16 protein-coding genes are annotated in these 22958 nt (G+C 71.3%); 4 read left to right on the top strand and 12 right to left on the bottom strand.

Features of this window, described 5'->3' with window-relative positions; all coding sequences use genetic code 11:
- The first annotated feature begins 21 nt into the window (after positions 1-21).
- The gene (locus O3W51_RS13440) at positions 22-840 is read left to right on the top strand and encodes a class II aldolase/adducin family protein (RefSeq protein WP_269271775.1); all 819 of its coding nucleotides are present in this window, start codon (positions 22-24) and stop codon (positions 838-840) included.
- A gap of 86 nt (positions 841-926) precedes the next feature.
- Here the strand turns inward: O3W51_RS13440 and O3W51_RS13435 are convergent, their stop codons facing one another.
- Entirely contained in the window at positions 927-1703 is a 777-nt protein-coding gene (locus O3W51_RS13435; RefSeq protein WP_269285921.1) for a class II aldolase/adducin family protein, read from the bottom strand.
- Positions 1704-1840: 137 nt separating this feature from the next.
- The gene (gene guaA / locus O3W51_RS13430; protein ID WP_164297483.1) at positions 1841-3436 is read right to left on the bottom strand and encodes a glutamine-hydrolyzing GMP synthase; all 1596 of its coding nucleotides are present in this window, start codon (positions 3434-3436) and stop codon (positions 1841-1843) included.
- 307 nt (positions 3437-3743) lie between these two features.
- On the opposite strand from guaA, the gene O3W51_RS13425 reads away from it, so the two are divergent.
- Entirely contained in the window at positions 3744-4055 is a 312-nt protein-coding gene (locus O3W51_RS13425) for a chorismate mutase (RefSeq protein WP_138352960.1), read from the top strand.
- 519 nt (positions 4056-4574) lie between these two features.
- Here O3W51_RS13425 and O3W51_RS13420 read toward each other — a convergent pair.
- From O3W51_RS13420 to O3W51_RS13385, 8 genes are all read right to left on the bottom strand, one after another.
- Positions 4575-6407 (bottom strand): GMC oxidoreductase, encoded by a 1833-nt coding sequence (locus O3W51_RS13420; protein WP_443048283.1) that lies wholly within the window; start codon positions 6405-6407, stop codon positions 4575-4577.
- Positions 6408-6482: 75 nt separating this feature from the next.
- Entirely contained in the window at positions 6483-8093 is a 1611-nt protein-coding gene (locus tag O3W51_RS13415; RefSeq protein WP_269285916.1) for a succinic semialdehyde dehydrogenase, read from the bottom strand.
- Positions 8094-8224: 131 nt separating this feature from the next.
- Positions 8225-9850, bottom strand: a complete 1626-nt coding sequence (locus O3W51_RS13410) for a serine/threonine-protein kinase (RefSeq protein WP_269285913.1) — start codon at positions 9848-9850, stop codon at positions 8225-8227.
- A gap of 49 nt (positions 9851-9899) precedes the next feature.
- Positions 9900-10247 carry a hypothetical protein gene (locus tag O3W51_RS13405; protein ID WP_269285910.1) on the bottom strand — a complete coding sequence of 116 codons (348 nt, stop codon included), beginning with the start codon at positions 10245-10247 and terminating at the stop codon, positions 9900-9902.
- 2 nt (positions 10248-10249) lie between these two features.
- The gene (locus O3W51_RS13400; RefSeq protein WP_269285908.1) at positions 10250-12208 is read right to left on the bottom strand and encodes a serine/threonine-protein kinase; all 1959 of its coding nucleotides are present in this window, start codon (positions 12206-12208) and stop codon (positions 10250-10252) included.
- A gap of 116 nt (positions 12209-12324) precedes the next feature.
- A complete protein-coding gene (locus tag O3W51_RS13395) occupies positions 12325-14235 on the bottom strand; it encodes a serine/threonine-protein kinase (protein WP_269285906.1) in 1911 nt (636 codons plus the stop codon).
- Positions 14236-14306: 71 nt separating this feature from the next.
- The gene (locus O3W51_RS13390) at positions 14307-15953 is read right to left on the bottom strand and encodes a serine/threonine-protein kinase (protein ID WP_198357076.1); all 1647 of its coding nucleotides are present in this window, start codon (positions 15951-15953) and stop codon (positions 14307-14309) included.
- A gap of 26 nt (positions 15954-15979) precedes the next feature.
- Positions 15980-17686: a glycerol-3-phosphate dehydrogenase/oxidase gene (locus tag O3W51_RS13385; RefSeq protein WP_138352953.1), complete on the bottom strand. Its 1707-nt coding sequence runs from the start codon at positions 17684-17686 to the stop codon at positions 15980-15982.
- Positions 17687-17907: 221 nt separating this feature from the next.
- Between O3W51_RS13385 and O3W51_RS13380 the strand changes: the two genes are divergently transcribed.
- Together O3W51_RS13380 and O3W51_RS13375 are read left to right on the top strand one after the other, a co-directional pair.
- Positions 17908-19164, top strand: coding sequence for a nucleotide sugar dehydrogenase (locus O3W51_RS13380; protein ID WP_138352952.1), 1257 nt, complete (start codon positions 17908-17910; stop codon positions 19162-19164).
- A 137-nt stretch (positions 19165-19301) separates the two neighbouring features.
- A complete protein-coding gene (locus O3W51_RS13375; protein WP_138352951.1) occupies positions 19302-19868 on the top strand; it encodes a hypothetical protein in 567 nt (188 codons plus the stop codon).
- Between the two features lie 336 nt (positions 19869-20204).
- Here the strand turns inward: O3W51_RS13375 and O3W51_RS13370 are convergent, their stop codons facing one another.
- Together O3W51_RS13370 and guaB are read right to left on the bottom strand one after the other, a co-directional pair.
- On the bottom strand, positions 20205-21326 hold the full coding sequence (locus tag O3W51_RS13370; protein WP_138352950.1) for a GuaB3 family IMP dehydrogenase-related protein: 1122 nt from the start codon (positions 21324-21326) through the stop codon (positions 20205-20207).
- Between the two features lie 104 nt (positions 21327-21430).
- Positions 21431-22933, bottom strand: coding sequence for an IMP dehydrogenase (gene guaB / locus O3W51_RS13365; RefSeq protein WP_138352949.1), 1503 nt, complete (start codon positions 22931-22933; stop codon positions 21431-21433).
- Between the last annotated feature and the right edge of the window lie 25 nt (positions 22934-22958).

Genomic DNA, 22958 nt, shown 5'->3' with positions numbered 1-22958 from the left:
CCGCGCGGTAGCTTCCGCTGCATGGCCGACATCCTTGCGCAGCCCCCGATGGGGCGAACACCCCCGCAGCCGATACCCACCGAGCAACTGCACTTCGCACTACCGCCGACGTTCACCAATACCGACGACGAACGGCAGCACCGCAAGGAGCGCCTCGTCGCCGCGCTGCGGCTGTTCGGGCGGTTCGGGTTCGAAGAGGGTGTAGCGGGTCACATCACGGCGCGCGATCCGGAGTTCACCGACCATTTCTGGGTCAATCCGTTCGGGATGAGCTTCAAGCTCATCACCGTCAGTGATCTGATCCTGGTCAACCACGCGGGTCAGGTCGTGGAGGGCCGTTTCCACGTCAACCAGGCGGCCTTCGCGATCCACTCGCAGGTGCACCAGGCCCGCCCCGACGTGATCGCCGCCGCGCACAGCCACTCGACGTACGGGCGGGCGCTGTCGTCGCTCGGGGAACTGCTGGACCCGATCACACAGGATGTCTGCGCGTTCTACGAAAGTCATAGTCTGTACGACGACTACACGGGCGTCGTGCTTGACGAGGAGGAGGGCCGCCGGATCGCGGAGGCACTCGGGCCCCACAAGGCCGTCATCCTGCGCAACCATGGACTGCTGACGGTCGGCGACTCGGTCGACGCGGCGGCGTGGTGGTTCATCACGATGGAGCGGTCTTGCCAGGTGCAACTCACTGCAAAGGCGGCCGGCAAGCCGGTGCAGATCGACCACGCAAGCGCGGCGCATACGCGCGAGCAGCTCGGGAACGATCTCGTCGCCTGGATCAACTATCAGCCGTTGTACCAGCAGATCTCGCGGAGTGAACCCGATCTCTTCAGCTGATTCACACCACTCGGTGCGGCCCGGTTGCCTGTCGTCCCAGGTTGGTACCCGGAGTTCATTCAGGCCGTAACAGCACGGCTCCGACTTTACTGATCTTTCCTCGGCACCCCTCGGGGCCTGACCCTGCCCGGGAGCACATGAAGAAGGTCCCCACCAAAATTTGGTGGGGACCTCTCGTGTTGCTTGTGGGTGTCAGTCGCCCAGGTCGATGCCCAGGTTGCGGGCCAGGTCGCGAAGCTGCTCATCCGGGATTCGGGGGGCGCGTGCGACTTGCTCAGCGATCCACAGGTCCAAGGTCTCGTCCATGCTGACGGGCTCCTCTCAACCCCACAGGCCCCTGGCCTGCGAGAACGTGTGCTATTTTCACGAGGTGACGCGTGGTCCTCGTAGAACGCGCAGACGTCCTGGGTGATCGGGTCCAGCAGCTCCCCGAGCGACGACAGCGCCCGCCCGTACGTCGAGTGGCTGTGCGCGGCGGCGATCACGTCCGGGCGTGCCTGGTGCACCTGCGCGTGGATCGCGAAGGCCGCCTGATTGACGTGGAAGCGGCCCTCGACGACCTGGCCCGCGTGGTTGACCAGGATCAGATCGCTGACGGTGACGAGCTTGAAGCTCATCCCGAACGGATTGACCCAGAAATGGTCGGTGAACTCCGGGTCGCGCGCCGTGATGTGCCCGGCCACGCCCTCCTCGAACCCGAACCGCCCGAACAGCCGTAGCGCGGCCACCAGCCGTTCCTTGCGGTGCTGCCGCTCGTCGTCGGTGTTGGTGAACGTCTGCGGCAGCGCGAAGTGCAGCTGCTCGGTGGGTATCGGCTGCGGCGGCGTGCGCCCTTGCGAGGGCTGCGGGAGGAAGTCGGCCATGCAGCGGAAGCTACCGCGCGGTAAGCGAGAAGAACAGAGTGCGGAGCGGGTCAGGGAACGACGGCGCCGCCCCTCCCAGCAGGCAGGAGGGGCGGCGCGGCGGCCGTGCGGGACACGGTCCAGGGCTCAGCCGGAGGTCACTCCCACTCGATGGTGCCCGGCGGCTTGCTCGTCACGTCGAGGACGACGCGGTTGACGTCGGCGACCTCGTTCGTGATGCGGGTGGAGATCTTGGCGAGGACGTCGTACGGCAGCCGCGACCAGTCGGCGGTCATGGCGTCCTCGGAGGAGACCGGGCGCAGCACGATCGGGTGACCGTAGGTGCGGCCGTCGCCCTGGACGCCGACCGAGCGGACGTCGGCGAGCAGGACGACCGGGCACTGCCAGATCTCCCGGTCCAGGCCGGCCGCGGTGAGCTCCTCGCGGGCGATGAAGTCCGCCTCGCGCAGCAGGTCCAGGCGCTCCTTGGTGACCTCGCCGACGATGCGGATGCCGAGGCCGGGACCGGGGAACGGCTGGCGCTGGACGATCTCCTCCGGCAGGCCCAGCTCCTGGCCGACCATCCGGACCTCGTCCTTGAAGAGCTTGCGCAGCGGCTCGATCAGCTCGAACTCGATGTCGTCGGGGAGCCCGCCCACGTTGTGGTGCGACTTGATGTTGGCGGTGCCGGTGCCGCCGCCGGACTCGACGACGTCCGGGTACAGGGTGCCCTGCACCAGGAAGGCGACGTCCTCGCCGGCCGCGCCCGCCTCGGCGACGAGCTCGGCCTGGGCCTGCTCGAAGACGCGGATGAACTCACGGCCGATGATCTTCCGCTTGGTCTCCGGGTCGGTGACGCCGGCGAGCGCGGTCAGGAAGCGCTCCTCCGCGTCGACGACCTTCAGCTGGACGCCGGTGGCCGCGACGAAGTCCTTCTCGACCTGCTCGGACTCGCCCTTGCGCTGCAGCCCGTGGTCGACGTACACGCAGGTCAGCTGGGAGCCGATGGCCTTCTGCACGATGGCCGCGGCCACCGAGGAGTCCACGCCGCCGGAGAGCCCGCAGATCGCGCGCTTGGTGCCGACCTGGGCGCGGATCGCCGCGACCTGCTCCTCGACGACGTTCGTCGTCGTCCAGTCCGGCGCGATGCCCGCACCGCGGTACAGGAAGTGCTCCAGGATCTGCTGGCCGTGCGTGGAGTGCAGCACCTCGGGGTGGTACTGGACGCCGTACAGCTTGCGGGCGTCGTCCTCGAAGGCGGCGACCGGTACCACGTCGGTGGAGGCGGTGACGGCGAAGCCGGCGGGCGCCGCCGAGCACGCGTCGCCGTGCGACATCCACACCGACTGCTCGGTGGGGGTGCCCTCGAAGAGCGTCGAGCCGGGCTTGCTGACGGTCAGCGCGGTGCGGCCGTACTCACGGGCACCGTTATCGTCGACGGTGCCGCCGAGCGCCACCGCCATCAGCTGGAAGCCGTAGCACATGCCGAAGACCGGGACCCCGGCCTCGAAGATCGCCGTGTCGAGCGAGGGGGCGCCCTCGGCGTAGACCGACGACGGACCGCCGGAGAGGATGATCGCCTTCGGGTTCTTCGCGAGCATCTCGGCCACCGGCATGGTGCTGGGGACGATCTCGCTGTAGACCCGGGCCTCGCGGACGCGTCGGGCGATGAGCTGGGCGTACTGCGCTCCGAAGTCCACTACCAGGACGACGTCCGGGGTGTGGTCGGGGGCGGCTGGGGTCGCTGATGCCACGGGCGGCCTTCCGGCGTTATGTACGAGGGATCGGACCCTGATTCTACCGTTTCCACGAGGGCGCTCCCGTCTCACCATCCGGTCGCCGGCTGGCTACCCGGCGTGCTCGTCGCCATACTGGTCCGCATGTCCTCGAACACGCACTACGCGATCTTCGCGTTTACCTATGGCACCGGCTGGTCCGGCTGCCATGGTCGTGCTGCTTGAGCTACTGACAAGCGACTTCCCAGGCGCCCCGGACCTTTCGGTCCGGGGCGTCTGTCGTCTCCGGGCCCGGTCCGGCCCAGTCATCACAGGAGACATCACGATGAGCACCCAGACGGCAGCAGTCACCACGGCCCCCGCTCCCGCCGGGACCGGAGCACGCACGGACGAGGCGGTGGCCCTGATCACGGGGGCGCGCGGCCGGATCGACGATCTCGACACCCGGATCATCGCGCTGGTCACGGAACGGATGGCGGTCTCGGCGGAGATCCAGCGGGCCCGCATCGCGTCGGGCGGCCGGCGGGTGAGCCTGTCCCGCGAGATGGAGGTGCTGAACCACTTCAGCGACGAGCTGGGCCGGCCCGGGACGACCCTCGCGATGACCCTGCTGGAGCTGTGCCGCGGCCGCGTGTGACGTTTCTGCGGATCGCCCGTTCGGGCGGCATCACCCGTACGGCACGTGACCGGCCCGGGGGCCCCTTCGTTGGATGGGGTGTCCGTGCCAGCCAGGGGCGGTCGACCACAACCACGCGTGGACGAACAGGATGCCGCTCAGACGCAGCTGGGCGGGGTATCAATTCGGAGCGATGAGGCCTGCCCATTCGTGCGGCAGGCCGTGGGACCTCGCTCCGGGCTCCGTGACCGGGCAGCAGGGGACAGCTGCTCGGTCGCAACTCCAAAGAGGCGGTCGGCTCCCAGGACGCTGGGATCCGGCCGCTCTGCGAAACCCACCCTACTCATCCGCGCCCCCGGGAACGGAGTACCGACGCCCGATCGGAGTACGGCCTGTCCTCCCCGGCCGGCGCGGTGTCCGGCGTCCCGGTCCGGTGACATACCTCACGCCGCCACAGGTCGCGCCCGGACCTGCTGCGCCCGGACGTCTCCACTCGAACCCTTCTCCACTCGGACCCTTCCCCCTCGGACCCTCTTCCGCTCAGACGTTCTTCGGCGGGATCGGCGGCACGGGCAGCAGCGGCAGTCGCAGCGCGGCGAACGCGTCCTCCGGGACGGCCGGGGTCCGCGGCTCCACCGCCGGCAGGCGGACGTAGGCCTCGCCCTGCGTCGGGCGGGTGTCCTCGTCCCCGTTGTTGGGCCAGAACGACATCGCCCGCTCGGCCTGCGCGGTGATCGTGAGCGAAGGGTTCACCCCGAGGTTGGCGGAGACGGCGGCGCCGTCGACGACATGGATGCCCGGGTGCCCGTAGAGCCGGTGGTACGGGTCGATCACGCCGTGCTCGGCGTCCTCGCCGATGGCGCAGCCGCCGAGGAAGTGGGCGGTCAGCGGCGTCCCCATGAGCTCGCCCACGTTGCTGCCCGCGAAGCCGTTGATCTCCTCGGCGATGAGCCGCGCCGCCTCGGCGCCCTCGGGGATGTGCTCGGGGTTGGGCGCGCCGTGGCCCTGCTTGGCCGTGAGCAGTCCCTTGCCCAGGCCCTTGGGCTTGCGGTACGTGGTCAGCGAGTTGTCCAGCGACTGCATGACCAGGCCGATGATGGTGCGCTCCGACCAGCGGCGGTTGGACAGCGAGCGGAGCGTGAGCATCGGGTGGCGCGCGCAGGCCGCGGCGAAGGCGATCCCCTTGGGGGCGCGGGTGCCGTGCGGGACCTGCAGGATGGTGAGGGCGCCCATGGAGTTGGAGCCCTTGCCGTAGCGGACCGGCTCGATGTGGGTGTTGTCGTTGGGGTGGATCGAGGACGTGATCGCGACGCCCTTGGTGAAGTCGACCTTCGCCGCGCCGTGCGCCTTGCGGTAGCGGCGGTTGTCGGTCTGGGCGCCGACCAGGGCCTCGGAGTTGGTGCGGGTGAGCTCGCCGAGCCTCGCGGAGATGCCCGGGAGTTCGCCCGCGTCGCGCATGGTGTGCAGCAGCGTCTGGGTGCCGTACGTGCCGGCGGCGACGACGATCTGCCGGGCGCGCAGCACGGTTCGCTTGCCCTTGCGCTTCTTGTCGGTGGGCGCGGTCGCGACACGGTAGCCGCCCGCGGGGTCCTCGGAGAGGCCGACGACCGTCGTCATGGGGTGGATGACGGCGCCGGCCTGTTCGGCGAGGTGCAGGTAGTTCTCGTTGAGGGTGTTCTTGGCGCCGTGCCGGCAGCCGGTCATGCACTCACCGCACTCGGTGCACGCGCGCCGGGACGGGCCCGCGCCGCCGAAGTACGGGTCGGCGACCTCGCCGCCCGGCTCGGCCTTCGCCTCTCCGCCGGCGTCCTGGCCGTCCCCGAAGAAGACGCCGACCGGCGCCATGTGGAAGGTGTCACCGACGCCCATCTTCTCGGCGGCGGCCTTCAGGTGCACGTCGGAAGGGGTGAGCGTGGGGTTGAGCCGGACGCCGAGCATGCGCTGGGCCTGGTCGTAGTACGGCTTGAGCTCCGCCTGCCAGTCCGTGATGTGGCCCCACTGGCGGTCGTCGAAGAACGCCCTCGGCGGCACGTACAGGGTGTTGGCGTAGTTCAGCGATCCGCCGCCGACGCCCGCGCCGGCCAGCACGAGGACGTTGTTCAGCAGGTGGATGCGCTGGATGCCGTAGAGGCCGAGCGACGGCGCCCAGAGGAAGTTGCGGACGTCCCAGGAGTTCTTGGGCAGCGTCTCGCGCGTGAAGCGGCGCCCGGCTTCGAGTACGCCGACGCGGTAGCCCTTCTCCGTGAGGCGCAGCGCGGACACCGAGCCCCCGAAGCCGGAGCCGATGACGATGACGTCGTAGTCGTAGCCGGGCAGGTCACGCGACACAGGTTCCTCCGTAGCGGATGTTGCCTTCGAACTGCCGTCAGAAATGCCGTCACACAGGCCGTCGCACAGGGCCCTCACACAGACCGGCCCCATGCCGTCGCCGGCGCCGCACTCGGTGGGTCAGCGCAGCCGGAACACCTTCATCGCGCGCAGCGAACGGCTCATGAAGGCGGCGTACTTCTCGTCGTCCATGCCCATCGACGGCGCCATCGGCAGCAGCCGCTGCGTCGCGACGGTCTGCGCCTCGGTGAACTTGAGGATGCCCTCGGAGCCGTGCCGGCGGCCGAGTCCGGAATCCTTCATGCCGCCCATCGGCGCCTGGACGCTGCCGTACGCGGGGGCGTAGCCCTCGTTGACGTTGACGGTTCCGGAGCGCAGCCGCGCGGCGATGCGGCCGCCGCGGCGGGTGTCCTTGGTCCAGACGGCCGAGTTGAGGCCGTACGGGGTCGCGTTGGCGCGCTCGACGGCCTCGTCCTCGTCGCGGAAGCGGTAGATGGAGACGACCGGGCCGAAGGTCTCCTCGGTGCAGACCGACATCGGCGCCTCGACCCCGTCCAGGATCGTCGGCTCGTAGACGTAGGGGCCGATGTCCGGGCGGGCCTGGCCACCGGTCACGACGGTGGCGCCTTTGGAGCGGGCCTCGTCGACGTGCCGGCTGACGGTCTCCTGCTGGCGCTCGCTGGCCAGCGAGCCCATGCCCGCGCCGAAGGCGAGGGCCGTGCCGAGCTTGAGCGCCTTGGTGCGGGCGGCGAACTTCTCCAGGAAGGCGTCGGCGACGGTCTCGTCGACGAAGAGCCGCTCGATGGAGACGCAGAGCTGACCGGCGGAGGCGAAGCAGGCGCGGACGGCGCCTTCGGCGGCCTTGTCGAGGTCGGCGTCGCGCAGCACGAGCATGGCGTTCTTGCCCCCGAGTTCGAGGGAGACGCCGATCAGCCGGGCGGCGGCGCGCTGGGCGACCTCGCGGCCGGTACGGGTGGAACCGGTGAAGGAGACGTAGTCGGCGTGCTCGACGAGGGCCGGGCCGATGACCGGGCCCTCGCCGATCACGATCTGCCAGACGTCGGCGGGCAGTCCGGCCTCGATGAGCTGCTCGCGCGCCCACAGGGCGGTGAGCGCGGTCTCGGTGTCGGGCTTCATCACGACGGCGTTGCCCGCGGCGAAGGCGGGGAGCGCGTCACCGACCGACAGCTCGAACGGGTAGTTCCAGGGCGCGATCTGCCCGACGACGCCGCGCGGCTGGCGCAGCTCGACCACCTTGGTCAGGACGGGAACGGCACCGCCGTGACCCTTGGGCTTGAGGTACGCGGGGGCCCGGCGCCCGTAGTGGCGGGCGGACATGACGACGGCCTGGACCTCTTCGTGGGCGTGCAGCCGGGCCTTGCCGGTCTCCAGCTGGATGAGGTCGAGGACCTCGCTCTGCCGACTGAGCACCAGGTCGTGGAAGCGCAGCAGCACGGCGGCGCGCTGCCGTACCGGCGTGGCGGCCCAGGCGTGCTGGGCGGCGCGGGCCCGCTCGAAGGCGGTGGCGACCTCGTCCGGAGTGGCCTCCGGGAGGTCGGCGAGCTTCTCGCCGGTGAGCGGGGTGTGGTTGCTGGTCCGGCCGCTGCCGATGACGCCACGCGTGAGCCGCGCGACGAGGTCGGGGGTGACGACGTCCTGGGCTCCTCTGGCGGTGGTGGGGGCCGCCGGGTTGCCGTCGGTGGGGCGCGTGGTGCCGAGCGAGTCCGTCATATCGGCGAGATTACGGCTGATGGGCGCCGCTGGGTACCCATCAGTAGCTACTTTTCACCTGACGAGCACAATTAAGCCAGCAATCGCTGGCGCGATCTTGATTTCCGCAGCTCAGAGCATGCCGCGCCCGCTCAGCGCGGGGTGAAGGTGTTCCGCGCCGTGTCGAAGGTCTGCCGTCCCTGTTCCGACTTCTCCACCGGCGACGAGACCCACATGTCGTACTGCCGCCCGTTCTCGGTCCAGCACAGGTCGAACGTACGGCGCGCGCCGCCGCCCGGGTAGCCGTCCCAGGTGAACTCCCAGAGCGCGGCGGGTCCGCCGTCCTTCGTCGTCCCGGTGACGAAGCCGTCCCGGTACCCCTTGTACGCGGCCGCGCCCGAGCGGTGCTGCGCGGTCATCACCGCCATCGGGCCACTCGGGTCCGGCTTCTCGTTGCGGACGCCGAACCGGAACTCCTTGCCGGGCGAGTAGTAGTAGATCCGCGGCGGATCGACCGACCGGTCGTAGCCGTCGGGGAGCACGACGGAGAAGCCCGACGTATCGGTGACGGTACGGAATCCCGCCGGGACCGGGGTGGGGGTCGGTGTGACGGGCGGCGTGGTGTGCGCGGACGTCGGAGGGGGCGAGGAGGGTCGCGTCGCGGTGTCCGCGCTGCCGTCGGCACCGTTCATCGTCAGCACGGCGGCGGCCACGCCACCCCCGACGACCAGCGCGAGCAGCGCGCCCACCAGCACTCCCCTGCGGGACTTCCGGCCCGTGGAGGACGCGAGCTCGGACGCGACAGGGAACGGGGAGGGGGTCAGGGGCGGGGTCGGGTCCTGAGCCGGTTCCATGCCGGGATCCGGCGGGACCACGGTGTCCTGGGCGACGGTCGGGACGTGTCCCGTGTCGGTCGCCTCGCCGGTCTCGGCGTACGTGCGCAGCCACAGCTCCGCCGCGAGCGCTCCCATCCGGCGGCCGGTGTCGCGCTCCAGCAGCGCGGAGACCACCGGCAGCAGCGGGCCGGCACTGGCGGGCGGGCGGATCTCGTCGTAGACGACGGCGTGCAGCACCCCGCCGATCGAATCGCGGCGGAACGGCGAGTGCCCGTCGACGGACGCGCACAGCAGCACGCCCACCGACCACAGGTCGGACTCCGGCCCCGCCACCGCCCCGGACATCCGCTCCGGCGAGGTGTACTCGGGCGAACCGACGAACACCCCGGTCTCGGTCAGCGTCGTCGTTCCCGACACCCGCGCGATCCCGAAGTCGGTGAGCACGACCCGCCCGGTGTCCCGCTCGATCAGGACGTTGGCCGGCTTGATGTCCCGGTGCAGCACCCCGCGTTCGTGCGCGGCATGCAGCGCGCCCGCCACCGCGGCGCCGATCCGGGCCGCCTCGCGCGCATCCACCGGACCGTCCTTGGCGAGCACGTCGGACAGCGAGCGGCCGTCGATCAGCTCCATCACGATCCACGGCCGGCCGTCCTGCTCGACCACGTCGTGCAGGACGACGACATGCGGATGCCGGATCTGCGCCACACTCCGGGCCTCGCGCAGCGCGCGGTCCCGGTACAGCTGCTGCTCGGCCTCGGACAGATCCTCGTTGAAGTGCAGCTCCTTGACCGCGACCTGCCGGTCCAGCAGCTCGTCGGTCGCCCGCCACACGGTGCCCATACCGCCGCGGCCCAGCCGCCCGGTGATCCGGTACCGGCCGGCGACGGGTCCCGGCAGGCCGGACCGATACGGGGACATGCCGTGTCCCCCGTCGCTCGCCATGCGCCCATCATGCCGCACGGGCCCGCGGCCTTGTCCGCGGACCGACAGGTCAACGGAACCGCTGCGGCAGCCGGCCTTCCTCCCACAACGCGTCCAGCCTGCGCAGAAACGCGTCGAAATCCCGCGACAGGGCGTCCCGCTCCGTCGCGGACAGCTCCTGGAGCGGATCGTCGAAGCCGAGGTCCCCGAGATCCGGCCCGGTCCACCCCTTGTGCCGGCGGCAGGAGGCACACCAGCTGTAGGTGATCAGCACCGGCCGCGCCGGCGCTCCCCGGCGGTCGACATACGTGCGCACCGCCTGCTGCCCGCACGCGGGACAGACCCGCTCGGAAGGATCGTCGACGAACCGCGCCCCGGCCAGCAGCTGCTCCACCTGACCGGGGTCGAACTCCTGCACGTTCAGCCCGCCGGGCGGTACGTCTCGGCGGCCTTGTCGAAGATCCGCTGGACGTCGGCCCGCTGGTCGTCCGGGCCGATCACCAGGACCAGGTGGTACTTGCCGTCCTGGAGCAGCGCGAGATTGCGGGCGTAGACCTGGTGGCCGCTGCCGTCGCGCCAGCTGTACTCGCCCTCCGCCGCGGGCGATCCGCCCACGTCGAGCGTCCGGAGCGCGCCGGCCGAGGCCCATTGCGAGGCGCGGAACGGGGCCAGTTCGGGTTCGTTCGACTGGTACGCCATCGGGTCGCTGCCCGCGTCGGACGTCGCGTCGCGGCCGGGGACCACGATCAGCTGGAAGTCACCGCCGGTGTACCGGATCTGGTCCTGGGCGTTCTTGCCCTGCCGCTGCCAGCCGGTGTGCACGGCGACCGTGAAGCCCGCGTCGTCCGTGCGCAGCACGAAGTCGCCGCCGAGATCGGTGGCCGGCGGGGCGCTTGTCGCCGGGGGCCGGGTGCTGGGCGGCGGCTTCGCGGACGTCGGTGCGGTCGTCGGGGCCTTGCTGCCGGTCTTGTCGTCCGAGCCGGAGCCCGGCATCTGCGCCGGGACGGTCCGGGTCGTCGCACCGGCCTGGCTGCCGTCGTCGGTGGTGTTGTGCGGCATCATCACCAGCGCGTACGCCACCACCGCGACCAGCAGGAGCAGCACGAGGATGAGCAGCCGCGCGCCCAGGCTGCGCGGGGCCCGCTCCTTCGACGTCTTCTGCTGCGGCCCCTTCGTCCGGGTCGGCTGCGCCTGGTTCACCTGCCGGGCGGACCGCTCCTGCTTCGCCCGCGCATGGCGCCGGTGGGTCGTCCCGGACAGCCCCTCGGCGGAGGCGGCCGCGGCCGCCGCGGACCTGCGGCGACGGACCAGCTCGCCCCGGCGCCGGACGATCGGCAGCTTGCGGGGATCCGTCGGGACCGGCACCGTCCGCAGGCCCAGGTCGGGTTCGGGCGCGGACCGGATCAAGGAGCGCAGCCAGCCCTCCAGTTCGTCGAAGTCCGGGCGCTCCTCGGGATCGGGGCGCAGCAGCGACTCGACGATGGGCCGCAGCGGTCCGCTCTCCTCGGCGAAGGCGGGCGGTTCCGCGCAGACCAGCTGGACGAGCTCCGGGGTGCTCTCCTCGGGGAACGGCGGGTGGCCCTGGACGCTGCGGAAGAGCAGCGAGCCCAGCGCCCACAGGTCGGCCGCGGGGCCGACGGGCGGCGCCAGCTGCCAGTTCTCATGGACGGGGGTGGCCTGTTCCGGTGCCCAGCGCTCGGTGACCGGGCCGACGACGGTGATGCGGGCCTGCCGGGCCCGCTCCTGCTCCAGCGCGGAGTCGGGTCCGCCCCAGCCGGCGCCGTTCCCGCCGGCCATCACCTCGGCCGGGACCGGGTCGTAGCCGCAGAGCGCCTCCTGCGCGGCACCGGCCGCCAGGCCGGACAGCATGGCGCGGCCGTCGTCGCAGACCAGGACGGTGCTGGCGGTGACGTTGCGGTGGGTCCAGCCGTAGGCGTGCAGGACGCGCAGCGCCACCAGCACGTCCGAGGCGACCTCGGCGGCGCGGTAGTGGCCGAGCCGCTTGTCGACGAGTAACGACGCGAGCGGCCGGGCGTTGACGAGCTCGCTGGCGATCCAGAGGCTGCCGTCCTCGACGAAGATGTCGAAGACCTGCACCAGGCGCGGGTGATCGGGTATCGCGGCGGCGGCCCGCGCGGCGTCCAGCGCGCGCTGCGCGCTGTCGCTCGTGCGGTCCTGGCCGTGGCCCGGCTGGTCACCGTACGGCCCCGGCCCCATCAGTTCCGCGCTGACGATCTCCGGCAGCAGCACCTGGCGGACCAGGACCTCCTGGCCGCTGTACGTGTCGAAGGCGCGCGTTTCGACCAGTTCGTACTCGTCCGCGGGTGGCCGGGGCAGGCGGTAGCGGTCGGCGAGTACGCGACCCGCGTATTCGTCCACGACGCCTCCCCAAAAGCGTCAGATCCGGTCCGGTCCGGATGGAATCTGGCTGCGGACAGTCCGCGAGCTTTCACGATACGTGCCGGAGGCATGCCCCGTGACCCGCTCTGCGCAGATCAGTTGGACGGCTTGAAGGTGGCGAAGAACGTCTGGCGCATCTGCACGATGGCGGGGGTGTCCCACTGGTCGGCGGGCGCGGAGAACATGATGGCGAAACCCTGGTGATCGTTGACGACGAACCCGCGGTTCAGGACCCGGCCCTTGAGGCCGCCCTTCTCGGTCCGCAGGAAGTCCCAGTCGGCGGCGCTGGGGTAGCCGTTGAAGGCGACGTTGCCGATCGACACCCGGTGGTAGCCGCTGCTGGCGGAAGCCACCGCGGACTCGTGCGCGAACCAGTCGGCCGCCGCGTTGTTGCCCGGCTCGTCGGTGAAGTCGATCTGCACGCGCGGGAAACCGCCGTCGGCGCTGAATATGAAGCTGTCGGCGCCCGCGCTTCCTGTCTTCTTCCAGCCCGCGGGCAGCGCGATGGAGAAGTGGCCCGCGGTCACGACGTTGTAGCCGGCCGGCACCTTGTTGTCCGTGCCCGCCGGCGGGTTCGCGCCGCCCGTGCCCGCGGTGGTACCCGCGCTCGTGCCGGCCGTGGTGCCCGCGCTCGTCGCCGCGCCCGGGTTGGTCGACGGCTGCTGTCCGGTGCCGCCGGTGCTCCCCTTCGGGGTGGTCGGCGCCGTCTTGCCGTCGCCCGCCTTGCCCGGGGCGGAGGACGCGGAACCCGGCTTGGAGTCGGGCGCGTTGTCGCCGTCCCCGCCGTTGGCCAGTGCGAAGCCGATCGCGGTGCCGATGACGGCGAGGGCGACGGCGACGAGGGCGATGAGCAGCACCCGGCGCGGTACGACGTCGGTGATCGGCGCGCGCGGCGCCTTCGGCTTGGTGCCGGGCTCCCCCGGCTCGGCCGCCGGTCTCGGCTTCGCTGCCTTCGCCGCCTTCGCCGCCTTTGTCGCCTTGGCTGCGGTGGCGGTACCGGCGGCCGTGGCGGCGCCGCGCACCGAGCGCAGCGCGTTGCGGACCCGGGCCTGGTCGGCGGCGGCCTTACGGGTGGCGGGCGGTGCGTCGGTCGGGGTGGGCTGCGGGTCCGGGGGCAGCGCGATGGTGCGGGTCGCGGAGGCCCCCGCGTCGAGCGCCGGACCGGCCGGGTGCTGCGGCGCGTTGGCGACGCGGGTGAGCAGGGTGCGGACGCCCGCGTCGTCCAGGCGCTCCGCCGGGTCCTTGATGAGCAGGCCGTGGATGGCGTCCGCGAGCGCGCCCGCGTTCTCCATGGGGCCGACCGGCTCGGTCATGACGGCGGTCAGGGTGGCGATGGCCGAGCCCTTGTCGTAGGGCGGGCGGCCCTCGACCGATGCGTAGAGCAGGGCGCCGAGCGACCACAGGTCCGCCGGCGGGCCCGGCTTCTGGCCGCGGGCGCGCTCCGGCGAGATGTACGAGGGGGCACCGACGAGCATGCCGGTCGAGGTGACGGAGGGGTCGCCGTCGATCTGCGCGATGCCGAAGTCGCTGAGCACCACGCGGCCGTCGTCGGCGATGAGCACGTTGGAGGGCTTGACGTCGCGGTGGAGGATGCCCTCCTTGTGCGCGGCCTTCAGCACGTCGAGCACGACCAGGGCCACCTCGGCGGCGCGCTTGGGCGTCAGCGGGCCGTCCTCACGGATGGCGTCGGACAGCGAGCGGCCCTCGACCAGTTCCATGACGATCCACGGCCGGTCGTCCTCCTCGACGACATCGAACACGGTGACCGCGCCGGTGCCGCGGATCCGCGCGGTGGCCTTGGCCTCGCGCAGGGTCCGGGTGACCAGCCGGCGCTTCTCGTCCTCGTCGACATTTCCGGGGAAGCGCAACTCCTTGACGGCGACGGTCCGGCCGAGGGTTTCGTCCTCCGCGCGCCAGACCGTTCCCATGCCGCCCTTGCCGAGGACCTCGCCGAGCCGGTACCGGTCGGCGAGGAGACGTCCGTCGGTGCCTTGCGCCTGGCCCATGAATTCCCCTGCGGTCACTGGTGATGTGGGTCCCATCATCGCCGACCGGAGGCCTCGGAAGCGAACCCGGCTTACTGCGCGGACGGCCGGAAACCGGCCACGGCGTTGTCGAACACCGGCTTGTACTCGTCCCATTGGGACTTGGGAGCGGAAAGGTAGATGGCGAACTCGCGTTCGCCTTCCTTGCCGAATCCCAGATCTATGGCCCGATAGTCGCGTTTACTGCCTTTGAACGTGAACTGCCAAATAGCGGCGTTCTGTCCGAATACGGTCGTCGGCTGCATGCGCTCCTGGTGATAGCCGGCCAGGGTGTCGCGCACCTTGGTCTCCAGGGACTTGAAGTGCGCGAGGTGGTCGGGACCGGCGTAGTCCAGGACGCTGAACTTGAGCCCCACGAGCCCGGTGGGATCGATGTAGTTGACCTCACCGTCCGCCACCGAGCGCCGCCAGCCCTTCGGCACCGGCACGGTGAAGCCCTTGGCGGCCTCGGTGGCCAGCCGGTAGTTCTTCGGGAGCGGCGGCGGCTCCGCGGTCGTGGACGTCGAGGGGCTGAGCGTCGTGGTCACCGGCGGCGCGGTGTGCTTCTTGGACGCGGTGGGACTGCCGCCGTCGTCCCGGAAGTACGCGAAGGCCGCGGTCCCGCCGCCCGCGACGGCGGCGGCGGTGAGCACCGCGACGACCCACCGGGCCCGGCGCCGCGGCCGGGGAGCGGCGGTTGGCGTGCCACCGGGGCCGGCCGTGGAGGCGTCGGGGACCGGCTCGGCGCCGTGGCCGACCGTCACCTGGGCGGTGGGGCGGGCGGGTTCGGCCGGCCGGGCGGATCCGGACCCGGCGGGCGGGACGGTGGTCGACGCGGTGCCGCCGCGCTCGAAGCGCGTGGTGTCCGCCTCGGCCGCCGGCAGCCGCAGCAGCCGTTCGGCCTCCTCCGCCGACATCCGCTCGCGCGGATCCTTGGCGAGCAGCCCGGCGATGACGTGTTCCAGCGGCCCTGCGTTGGCGGCGGGCAGCACCGGGTCCTCGGAGATGGCGTACGCGGTCTCGATCGCGGTGTCCCGGCGGAACGGCGAGTTCCCCTCCACCGCCTGATAGAGCGTCGCACCCAGCGCCCACAGGTCGGCCTCCGGGCCGGGCGACTGGCCCTTGATGCGTTCCGGCGACAGGAAGTCGATGGAGCCGATCAGCTCGCCGGTGCGGGTGAGCGTCGAGGTGCCGGACGCCTGGGCGATGCCGAAGTCGGTCAGCACCACCCGGCCGTCCCCGCCGAGCAGGACGTTGCCGGGCTTCACGTCGCGGTGCAGCACCCCGGCGCGGTGCGCGGCCCGCAGCGCGGCGACCATGCCGCGGCCGATCCGCGCGGCCTCCACGGGCGGCAGCGCGCCGTGCTTCTTCAGCGCTTCGCCCAGCGTCATGGACGGTACGTACTCCATGACGATGGACGGCAGGCCCTCGTCGTCCACCACGTCGTGCACGACGATGACGTTCGGGTGGCTGATCCGGGCGGCGGCGCGGGCCTCCCGGCGGGTGCGCTCGAAGATGGTGGCCAGTTCGTCCTCGTGCAGATGGGGCTGCGGGGGGTGCAGCTTCTTGACCGCGACCTGGCGGCCGAGCAGTTCGTCCTCCGCGCGCCACACCGTGCCCATGCCCCCGCGGCCTATCCGCTCCACGAGCCGGTACCGGCCGGCGACGAGTCGCCCCGCCTCCGCGTGATCAGACACCATGCGCCCCTCTGCTCCCCCGTTGGTCCCTAGAGAGGCACGATATCCGGCGCGCCCAGCCGTGCCGCGTCCGCGGTCGTGTCGTCGGGCTGCCGCTGCGACTCGCGCTCCGCCTCGACGCGCTTCTGGTAGTGCTCGACCTCCTTCTCGATCTGCTCCTTGTCCCAGCCCAGGACGGGCGCCATGAGCTCGGCGGCCTCGCGCGCGCTGAGGGTGCCGCGGTCGAACGTCTCGATCGAGATACGGGTTCTGCGGGTCAGCACGTCGTCGAGGTGCCGGGCGCTCTCGTGCGACGCCGCGTACACGATCTCGGCCCGCAGATAGTCCTCGGCGGCGGGCAGCGCGTCGCCCAGCGACGGATCCTCCACGATGAGCTGCAGGACCTCCTCGGCGAGCGCGCCGTACCGGTTGAGCAGGTGCTCGATCCGGGCGACGTGCAGCCCCGTACGGGCCGCGAGCCGGGCCCGGGCGTTCCACAGCGCGTGGTAGCCCTCGGCGCCGACCAGCGGCACCTCCTCGGTGATGCACTCCGCGACCCGGTGGTCGAGCCCGTGGACGGCCTCGTCCACCGCGTCCTTCGCCATCACCCGGTACGTCGTGTACTTGCCGCCCGCGACGACGACCAGCCCCGGCAGCGGGTGCGCCACGGTGTGCTCGCGTGAGAGCTTGCTCGTCGCGTCCGACTCACCGGCCAGCAGCGGCCGCAGCCCGGCGTACACACCCTGGACGTCGTCCCTGGTCAGCGGGACGGAGAGCACCGAGTTGACGTGTTCGAGCAGATAGTCGATATCGGCGCTGGACGCGGCCGGGTGCGCCTTGTCGAGGTCCCAGTCCGTGTCGGTGGTGCCGATGATCCAGTGCCGTCCCCACGGAATCACGAAGAGCACGCTCTTCTCGGTCCGCAGGATCAGCCCGGACGAGGAGTGGATGCGGTCCTTCGGCACGACCAGGTGGATCCCCTTGGACGCCCTGACGTGGAACTGTCCGCGCTCGCCGATCAGCGCCTGGGTGTCGTCCGTCCAGACCCCGGTCGCGTTCACGACCTGCTTGGCCCGCACCTGGTACTCGCGGCCGCCCTCCACGTCCTGCACCCGGGCGCCGACCACGCGTTCGCCCTCCCGCAGGAAGCCGACCACCCGCGCCCGGTTGGCGACCTGGGCGCCGTACGCCGAGGCGGTCCTGACCAGCGTCGTGACATAGCGCGCGTCGTCCATCTGGGCGTCGTAGTACTGCAACGCGCCGACCAGGGCGTCCTTCTTGAGGGCGGGGGCGACCCGCAGCGCGTGCTTACGTGTCAGATGGCGGTGCACGGGCAGCCCGCGGCCGTGGCCCGACGAGAACGACATGGCGTCGTACAGGGCGACGCCCGAGCCGGCGTAGAACCGCTCCCAGCCCTTGTGCTGCAGCGGGTACAGGAACGGCACCGGCTTCACCAGGTGCGGTGCGAGCCGCTCCAGCAGCAGGCCGCGCTCCTTGAGCGCCTCACGCACCAGGGCGAAGTCGAGCATCTCCAGATAGCGCAGACCGCCGTGGATCAGCTTGCTGGAGCGGCTGGAGGTGCCGGACGCCCAGTCCCGCGCCTCGACCAGGCCGGTCGACAGCCCGCGGGTCGCCGCGTCGAGCGCCGTACCGGCCCCGACGACGCCGCCGCCCACGACCAGGATGTCGAGCTCCTCGTCCGCCATCCGGGCGAGTGCCGCCTCGCGCTCGGCCGGGCCCAGTGTTGTCGTCCGCATTCGTGCCTCCTGTTGTGGAGCAGGTGCGTGCGCCCCGTCACTCGATAGTGACCGCCACAGGGGCCGACAGCCACCTTTGCACGCCCGGGCGCCCCCGGACCGGCGCCGGATCCGTGGACGAGTACCCCGCAGTACCGGCGCGCCGTGCGGTCATATCAGCCTTATGTCTGGTTAGCCTGTTTTGAAGCCATTCGTGGCTGCTAGGGAGAGGACTGACCCCCATGCCCGCAGACCTCGCCGTCATCGGACTCGGCCGCGCCGGGATCCTCCTCGCCCAAGCGGCAGCCGCCGCCGGAATCGGCGTCATCGGATACGACGCCGACGAGAACACCGCCGCGGACATCAACGCCGGCCGCGTACCGGCCGGCTCCCTCGCCGCCGCCGACATCCGCCGGATGCTCGCCACCGGATTCCGCGCCACCTCCGACCCCTCCGTGCTCGGCCGGGTCAGGACCGCCGTGATCTGCGCCCCGACCCCGCTCGGCGCCGACCGCGCCCTCGACCTCAGCGCCGTGGCGGCCGCCGCACGGGCGCTCGCCACGCATCTGCGGGCGCACACCACCGTGGTGCTCGAATCCACCGCCTACCCCGGCACCACCGAGGAATTCCTCCTCCCGATCCTGGAGGAGTCCGGCCTGCGGGCCGGCCGCGACTTCCATCTCGCCTACTCCCCCAGCCGCGTCGACCCCGGCAGCCGCGACCACCACATCCCCAACACCCCCAAGGTCATCGGCGGTTACACCTCCGCCTGCACCGAGGCCGCCGCCGCGTTCTACGGGCGCTTCGTCGAACGCGTCGTCCGCGCCCGCGGGCTGCGCGAGGCCGAGACCGTCAAGCTGCTGGAGACCAACTACCGGCACGTCAACATCGCCTTCGCCAACGAGATGGCGGTCTTCTGCCACGACGTCGGCGTCGACCTGTGGGACGTCATCCGCTGCGCCGAGACCAAGCCGTTCGGCTTCCAGGCCTTCCGCCCCGGCCCCGGCGTCGGCGGACCGGGCGTCGCCCTCGACCCCAACTACGTCGCCACCCGGGCCCGCACCCCCGGCTACCCGCTGCGCATCGTCGAACTGGCCCAGGAGGTCAACGGGCGGATGCCGCGCTACGTCGTCCAGCGCGCGGCCGCCCTGCTGAACGAGCACGGCAAGTCACTGCGCGGCGCCCGCGTCCTGCTGCTCGGCGTCACGTACAAGGCCGATCTGGCCGACCAGGAGAACGCCCCCGCCCGCGAGATCGGCTCCCGCCTCATCGAACTGGGCGCCCAGATCTGCTACCACGACCCGTACGTCCCCGAATGGCGCGTCCTGGACCGCCCCATCCCCCGCGCCGACTCCCTCTGGGAAGCCGCCGCCGACGCCGATCTGACCCTCCTGCTGCAGCATCACCGCACCTACGATCTCCAAGGCCTCGCCGTCAAGGCCCAGTTGCTCCTCGACACCCGCGGCGCCACCCCGGTAGGAGCCGCGGCCCGCTTGTAGCGGACCGGTAGCGGTCGCGTAACGGCCCGCTGAAACGTCTTGTCGCACTGTCATATCCGGCTGCTAGCCTTCGGGGCCATTGTTCGCACGCCACACTTCTGTGCGATGCAAACCTTCCATCCCCGGGGGACCCCACCATGAGCCAGTCGTACCCACCGCCGCAGCCGCCGCAGGGCGGCAACCCCTACGGCCAGCAGCCGGGCGTCGTCCCGCCGCAGGGCGGCAACCCGTTCGGCCAGCAGCCGCAGCAGCCGGGCGGCTTCGGCGGCTACCCGCCGCCCGCCCCGCTGCCGCCGGCCACCAACAACGTGGGCCTCGGCATCCTCGTCGGCATCCTCGCGATGATCGTCGGCGCCCTGGCGTACGGCGGGCTCATCAAGGTGACCGAGCACGAGATCGGCTACGCGGCCCTGGGTGTCGGCGCGCTGGTCGGTGCCGCACTCGGCAAGGTCGGCGGCCGCAACCCGGTCCTGCCGGTCATCGGCATCCCGCTCGCCCTGCTCGGCGTCTACCTCGGCCAGGTCTTCGGCATCACCCTGCTGCTCGCCGACTCCCCGGGCGCCCCCGGCGTCATGACGATCCTCACGGATCACTACGACATCGTGCAGCAGGCCTGGAAGGAGTCCCTCGGCGGCATGGACATCCTGTTCTTCGGCATCGCCGGCCTCGAGGGCTTCGTCATCGCCAAGCGCGTAGCGAGCTGACGCAGCCCGCAGCAGCAGATGTGACGCAAGGGGGCCGGGACCGTCCCCCCTCACCCTCCCGCACAGGATGTGGTGACGTGAGGGGGCCGGGACCGTCCCCCTCCCCTCCCGCACAGGCACGCTTGGACGTGAGGGGGACGGGGCCGCAGGGGTGGGGTTTCGAAATGCTGCCGAGCTATTTGAGGGCCGCCAGGCCCTAAATAGTCGATTTCGAAGCCCCGCCCCGGAGGCCCCGTCCCCCGACCGCACCACAAACGCAAAGGGGCCCGGACCGCTGCACCACAGCGATCCGGGCCCCTTCACGTCACAACGTCAGCGCGTCACAACGTCAGCGCGTCAGCGACGATGCGCAGGCGACACCGTCACCTCGACCCGCTGGAACTCCTTCAGGTCCGAGTAACCCGTCGTGGCCATCGAACGGCGCAGCGCCCCGAAGAAGTTCATCGACCCGTTCGGCGCGTGCGACGGACCGAGCAGGATCTCCTCGGTGGTGCCGGCGGTGCCGAGGTTCATGCGCTTGCCGCGCGGCAGCTCCGGGTTGACCGCCTCCATGCCCCAGTGGAAGCCGCGCCCCGGCGCGTCCGTGGCGCGGGCCAGCGGGGAGCCCATCATCACGGCGTCGGCGCCGCAGGCGACCGCCTTCGGCAGGTCGCCGCTGGAGCCGAAGCCGCCGTCCGCGATGACGTGCACGTACCGGCCGCCGGACTCGTCCATGTAGTCGCGGCGGGCGGCCGCGACATCGGCGACCGCGGTCGCCATCGGCACCTGGATGCCGAGCACGGCGCGCGTGGTGTGCGCGGCGCCGCCGCCGAAGCCGACCAGCACACCGGCGGCGCCGGTCCGCATCAGGTGCAGCGCCGCGGTGTACGTGGCGCAGCCGCCGACGATGACCGGCACGTCCAGCTCGTAGATGAACTGCTTCAGGTTGAGCGGCTCGTGCGAGCCCGAGACATGCTCGGCCGACACGGTGGTGCCGCGGATCACGAAGATGTCCACGCCCGCGTCCACGACGGCCTTGGAGAACTGCGCGGTGCGCTGCGGGGAGAGCGCGGCGGCGGTCACGACACCGGCGTCACGCACCTCCTTGATGCGCTGCCCGATCAGCTCTTCCCGGATCGGCGCCGAGTAGATCTCCTGGAGGCGGGCGGTCGCGGCCGTCTCGTCCAGTTCGGCGATCTCGGCGAGCAGCGGCTCCGGGTCGTCGTACCGGGTCCACAGACCCTCGAGGTTGAGCACGCCCAGGCCGCCCAGGTTTCCGATGCGGATCGCGGTCTCGGGCGAGACCACGGAGTCCATCGGGGCGGCGAGGAAGGGGAGCTCGAAGCGGTAGGCGTCGATCTGCCAGGCGATCGAGACCTCCTTCGGGTCCCGGGTGCGGCGGCTGGGGACGACGGCGATGTCGTCGAATGCGTACGCCCTGCGGCCGCGCTTGCCCCGCCCGATCTCGATCTCAGTCACTGTTGGCCCTTCTTCGCTGGTCTACCCGCCCAGTATCCCCGAGCGGGCAAGCGGAAGCCCGCAGACCATCGGTCTGCGGGCTTCCGCTGACGTTCTCCCGCAGGTCAGCGCCCGTGATAGTTCGGCGCCTCGACGGTCATCTGGATGTCGTGCGGGTGGGACTCCTTGAGGCCGGCGGAGGTGATCCGCACGAAGCGCCCCTTGGTCGCCATCTCGTCGATGCTGGCGGCGCCCACGTAGCCCATGGTCTGGCGCAGACCGCCGACCAGCTGGTGCAGCACCGCGGAGAGCGGGCCGCGGTACGGGACCTGGCCCTCGATGCCCTCGGGGACCAGCTTGTCGTCCGAGGAGACCTCGGCCTGGAAGTAGCGGTCCTTGGAGTACGACATGCCCTGGCCGCGGGACTGCATCGCGCCGAGCGAACCCATGCCGCGGTACGACTTGAACTGCTTGCCGTTGATGAAGAGCAGCTCGCCGGGGCTCTCCTCACAGCCGGCCAGCAGGCTGCCGAGCATCACGGTGTCGGCGCCGGCCGCGAGGGCCTTGCCGATGTCGCCGGAGTACTGCAGGCCGCCGTCGCCGATGACCGGGACGCCCGCGGCCTGGCAGGCCACCGCCGCCTCGTAGATCGCGGTGACCTGCGGGACGCCGATGCCGGCGACCACGCGGGTGGTGCAGATGGAGCCGGGGCCGACGCCGACCTTGACGCCGTCGGCGCCCGCGTCGATCAGGGCCTGGGCACCGTCACGGGTGGCGATGTTGCCGCCGATGACATCCACCGAGACGCTCGACTTGATCTTGGAGATCCAGCTCAGCGCGTTGCTGTTGTGCCCGTGCGAGGTGTCCACGATCAGGAAGTCCACACCGGCCGCGACCAGGCCCTGGGCGCGCTCCAGCGCCTCCGGGCTGGCGCCGACGGCCGCGCCGACCAGCAGCCGGCCCTCGGCGTCCTTGGCGGCGAGCGGGTACTTCTCGGCCTTGACGAAGTCCTTGACGGTGATCAGGCCCTTGAGCCGGCCCTCGTCGTCGACCAGCGGAAGCTTCTCGATCTTGTGGCGGCGCAGCAGGCCGATCGCGTCCACGCCGGAGATGCCGACCTTGCCGGTGACCAGCGGCATCGGCGTCATGACCTCGCGCACCTGGCGCGAGCGGTCGCTCTCGAAGGCCATGTCGCGGTTGGTGACGATGCCGAGCAGCTTGCCCGCGGCGTCGGTGACCGGGACACCGCTGATGCGGAACTTGGCACAGAGCGCGTCCGCCTCGGCGAGCGTCGCGTCCGGGTGCACGGTGATCGGGTCGGTGACCATGCCGGACTCGGAGCGCTTCACGAGGTCGACCTGGTTGACCTGGTCCTCGATGGACAGGTTGCGGTGCAGCACGCCCACGCCGCCCTGCCGCGCCATGGCGATGGCCATCCGCGCCTCGGTGACCTTGTCCATGGCGGCGGACAGCAGCGGGATGTTGACCCGGACGTTGCGGGAGATCCGGGAGGCGGTGTCGACCTGGTTCGGGAGCACCTCGGAGGCGCCCGGCAGCAGCAGCACGTCGTCGTACGTGAGGCCGAGCATCGCGAATTTCTCGGGTACCCCTGCGGCGTTCAGAGTCATGACACCTTCCCAATGGTCTTGCCCG

The sequence above is a fragment of the Streptomyces sp. H39-C1 genome, from assembly GCF_027158125.1.
Lineage (GTDB): Bacteria > Actinomycetota > Actinomycetes > Streptomycetales > Streptomycetaceae > Actinacidiphila > Actinacidiphila fildesensis.
The sequence above is the reverse complement of the archived record's forward strand: the minus strand, read 5'-3'. Positions and strand labels throughout refer to the sequence as shown.

Excerpts from the sequence above, each read along its gene's own strand:
- O3W51_RS13440 (WP_269271775.1), top strand. The coding sequence starts at position 22 with ATGGCCGACATCCTTGCGCAGCCCCCGATGGGGCGAACACCCCCGCAG.
- O3W51_RS13435 (WP_269285921.1), bottom strand. The coding sequence starts at position 1,703 with ATGGCCGACTTCCTCCCGCAGCCCTCGCAAGGGCGCACGCCGCCGCAG.
- O3W51_RS13425 (WP_138352960.1), top strand. The coding sequence starts at position 3,744 with ATGAGCACCCAGACGGCAGCAGTCACCACGGCCCCCGCTCCCGCCGGG.
- O3W51_RS13415 (WP_269285916.1), bottom strand. The coding sequence starts at position 8,093 with ATGACGGACTCGCTCGGCACCACGCGCCCCACCGACGGCAACCCGGCG.
- O3W51_RS13410 (WP_269285913.1), bottom strand. The coding sequence starts at position 9,850 with ATGGCGAGCGACGGGGGACACGGCATGTCCCCGTATCGGTCCGGCCTG.
- O3W51_RS13395 (WP_269285906.1), bottom strand. The coding sequence starts at position 14,235 with ATGGGCCAGGCGCAAGGCACCGACGGACGTCTCCTCGCCGACCGGTAC.
- O3W51_RS13390 (WP_198357076.1), bottom strand. The coding sequence starts at position 15,953 with ATGGTGTCTGATCACGCGGAGGCGGGGCGACTCGTCGCCGGCCGGTAC.
- O3W51_RS13385 (WP_138352953.1), bottom strand. The coding sequence starts at position 17,686 with ATGCGGACGACAACACTGGGCCCGGCCGAGCGCGAGGCGGCACTCGCC.
- O3W51_RS13380 (WP_138352952.1), top strand. The coding sequence starts at position 17,908 with ATGCCCGCAGACCTCGCCGTCATCGGACTCGGCCGCGCCGGGATCCTC.
- O3W51_RS13375 (WP_138352951.1), top strand. The coding sequence starts at position 19,302 with ATGAGCCAGTCGTACCCACCGCCGCAGCCGCCGCAGGGCGGCAACCCC.
- guaB (WP_138352949.1), bottom strand. The coding sequence starts at position 22,933 with ATGACTCTGAACGCCGCAGGGGTACCCGAGAAATTCGCGATGCTCGGC.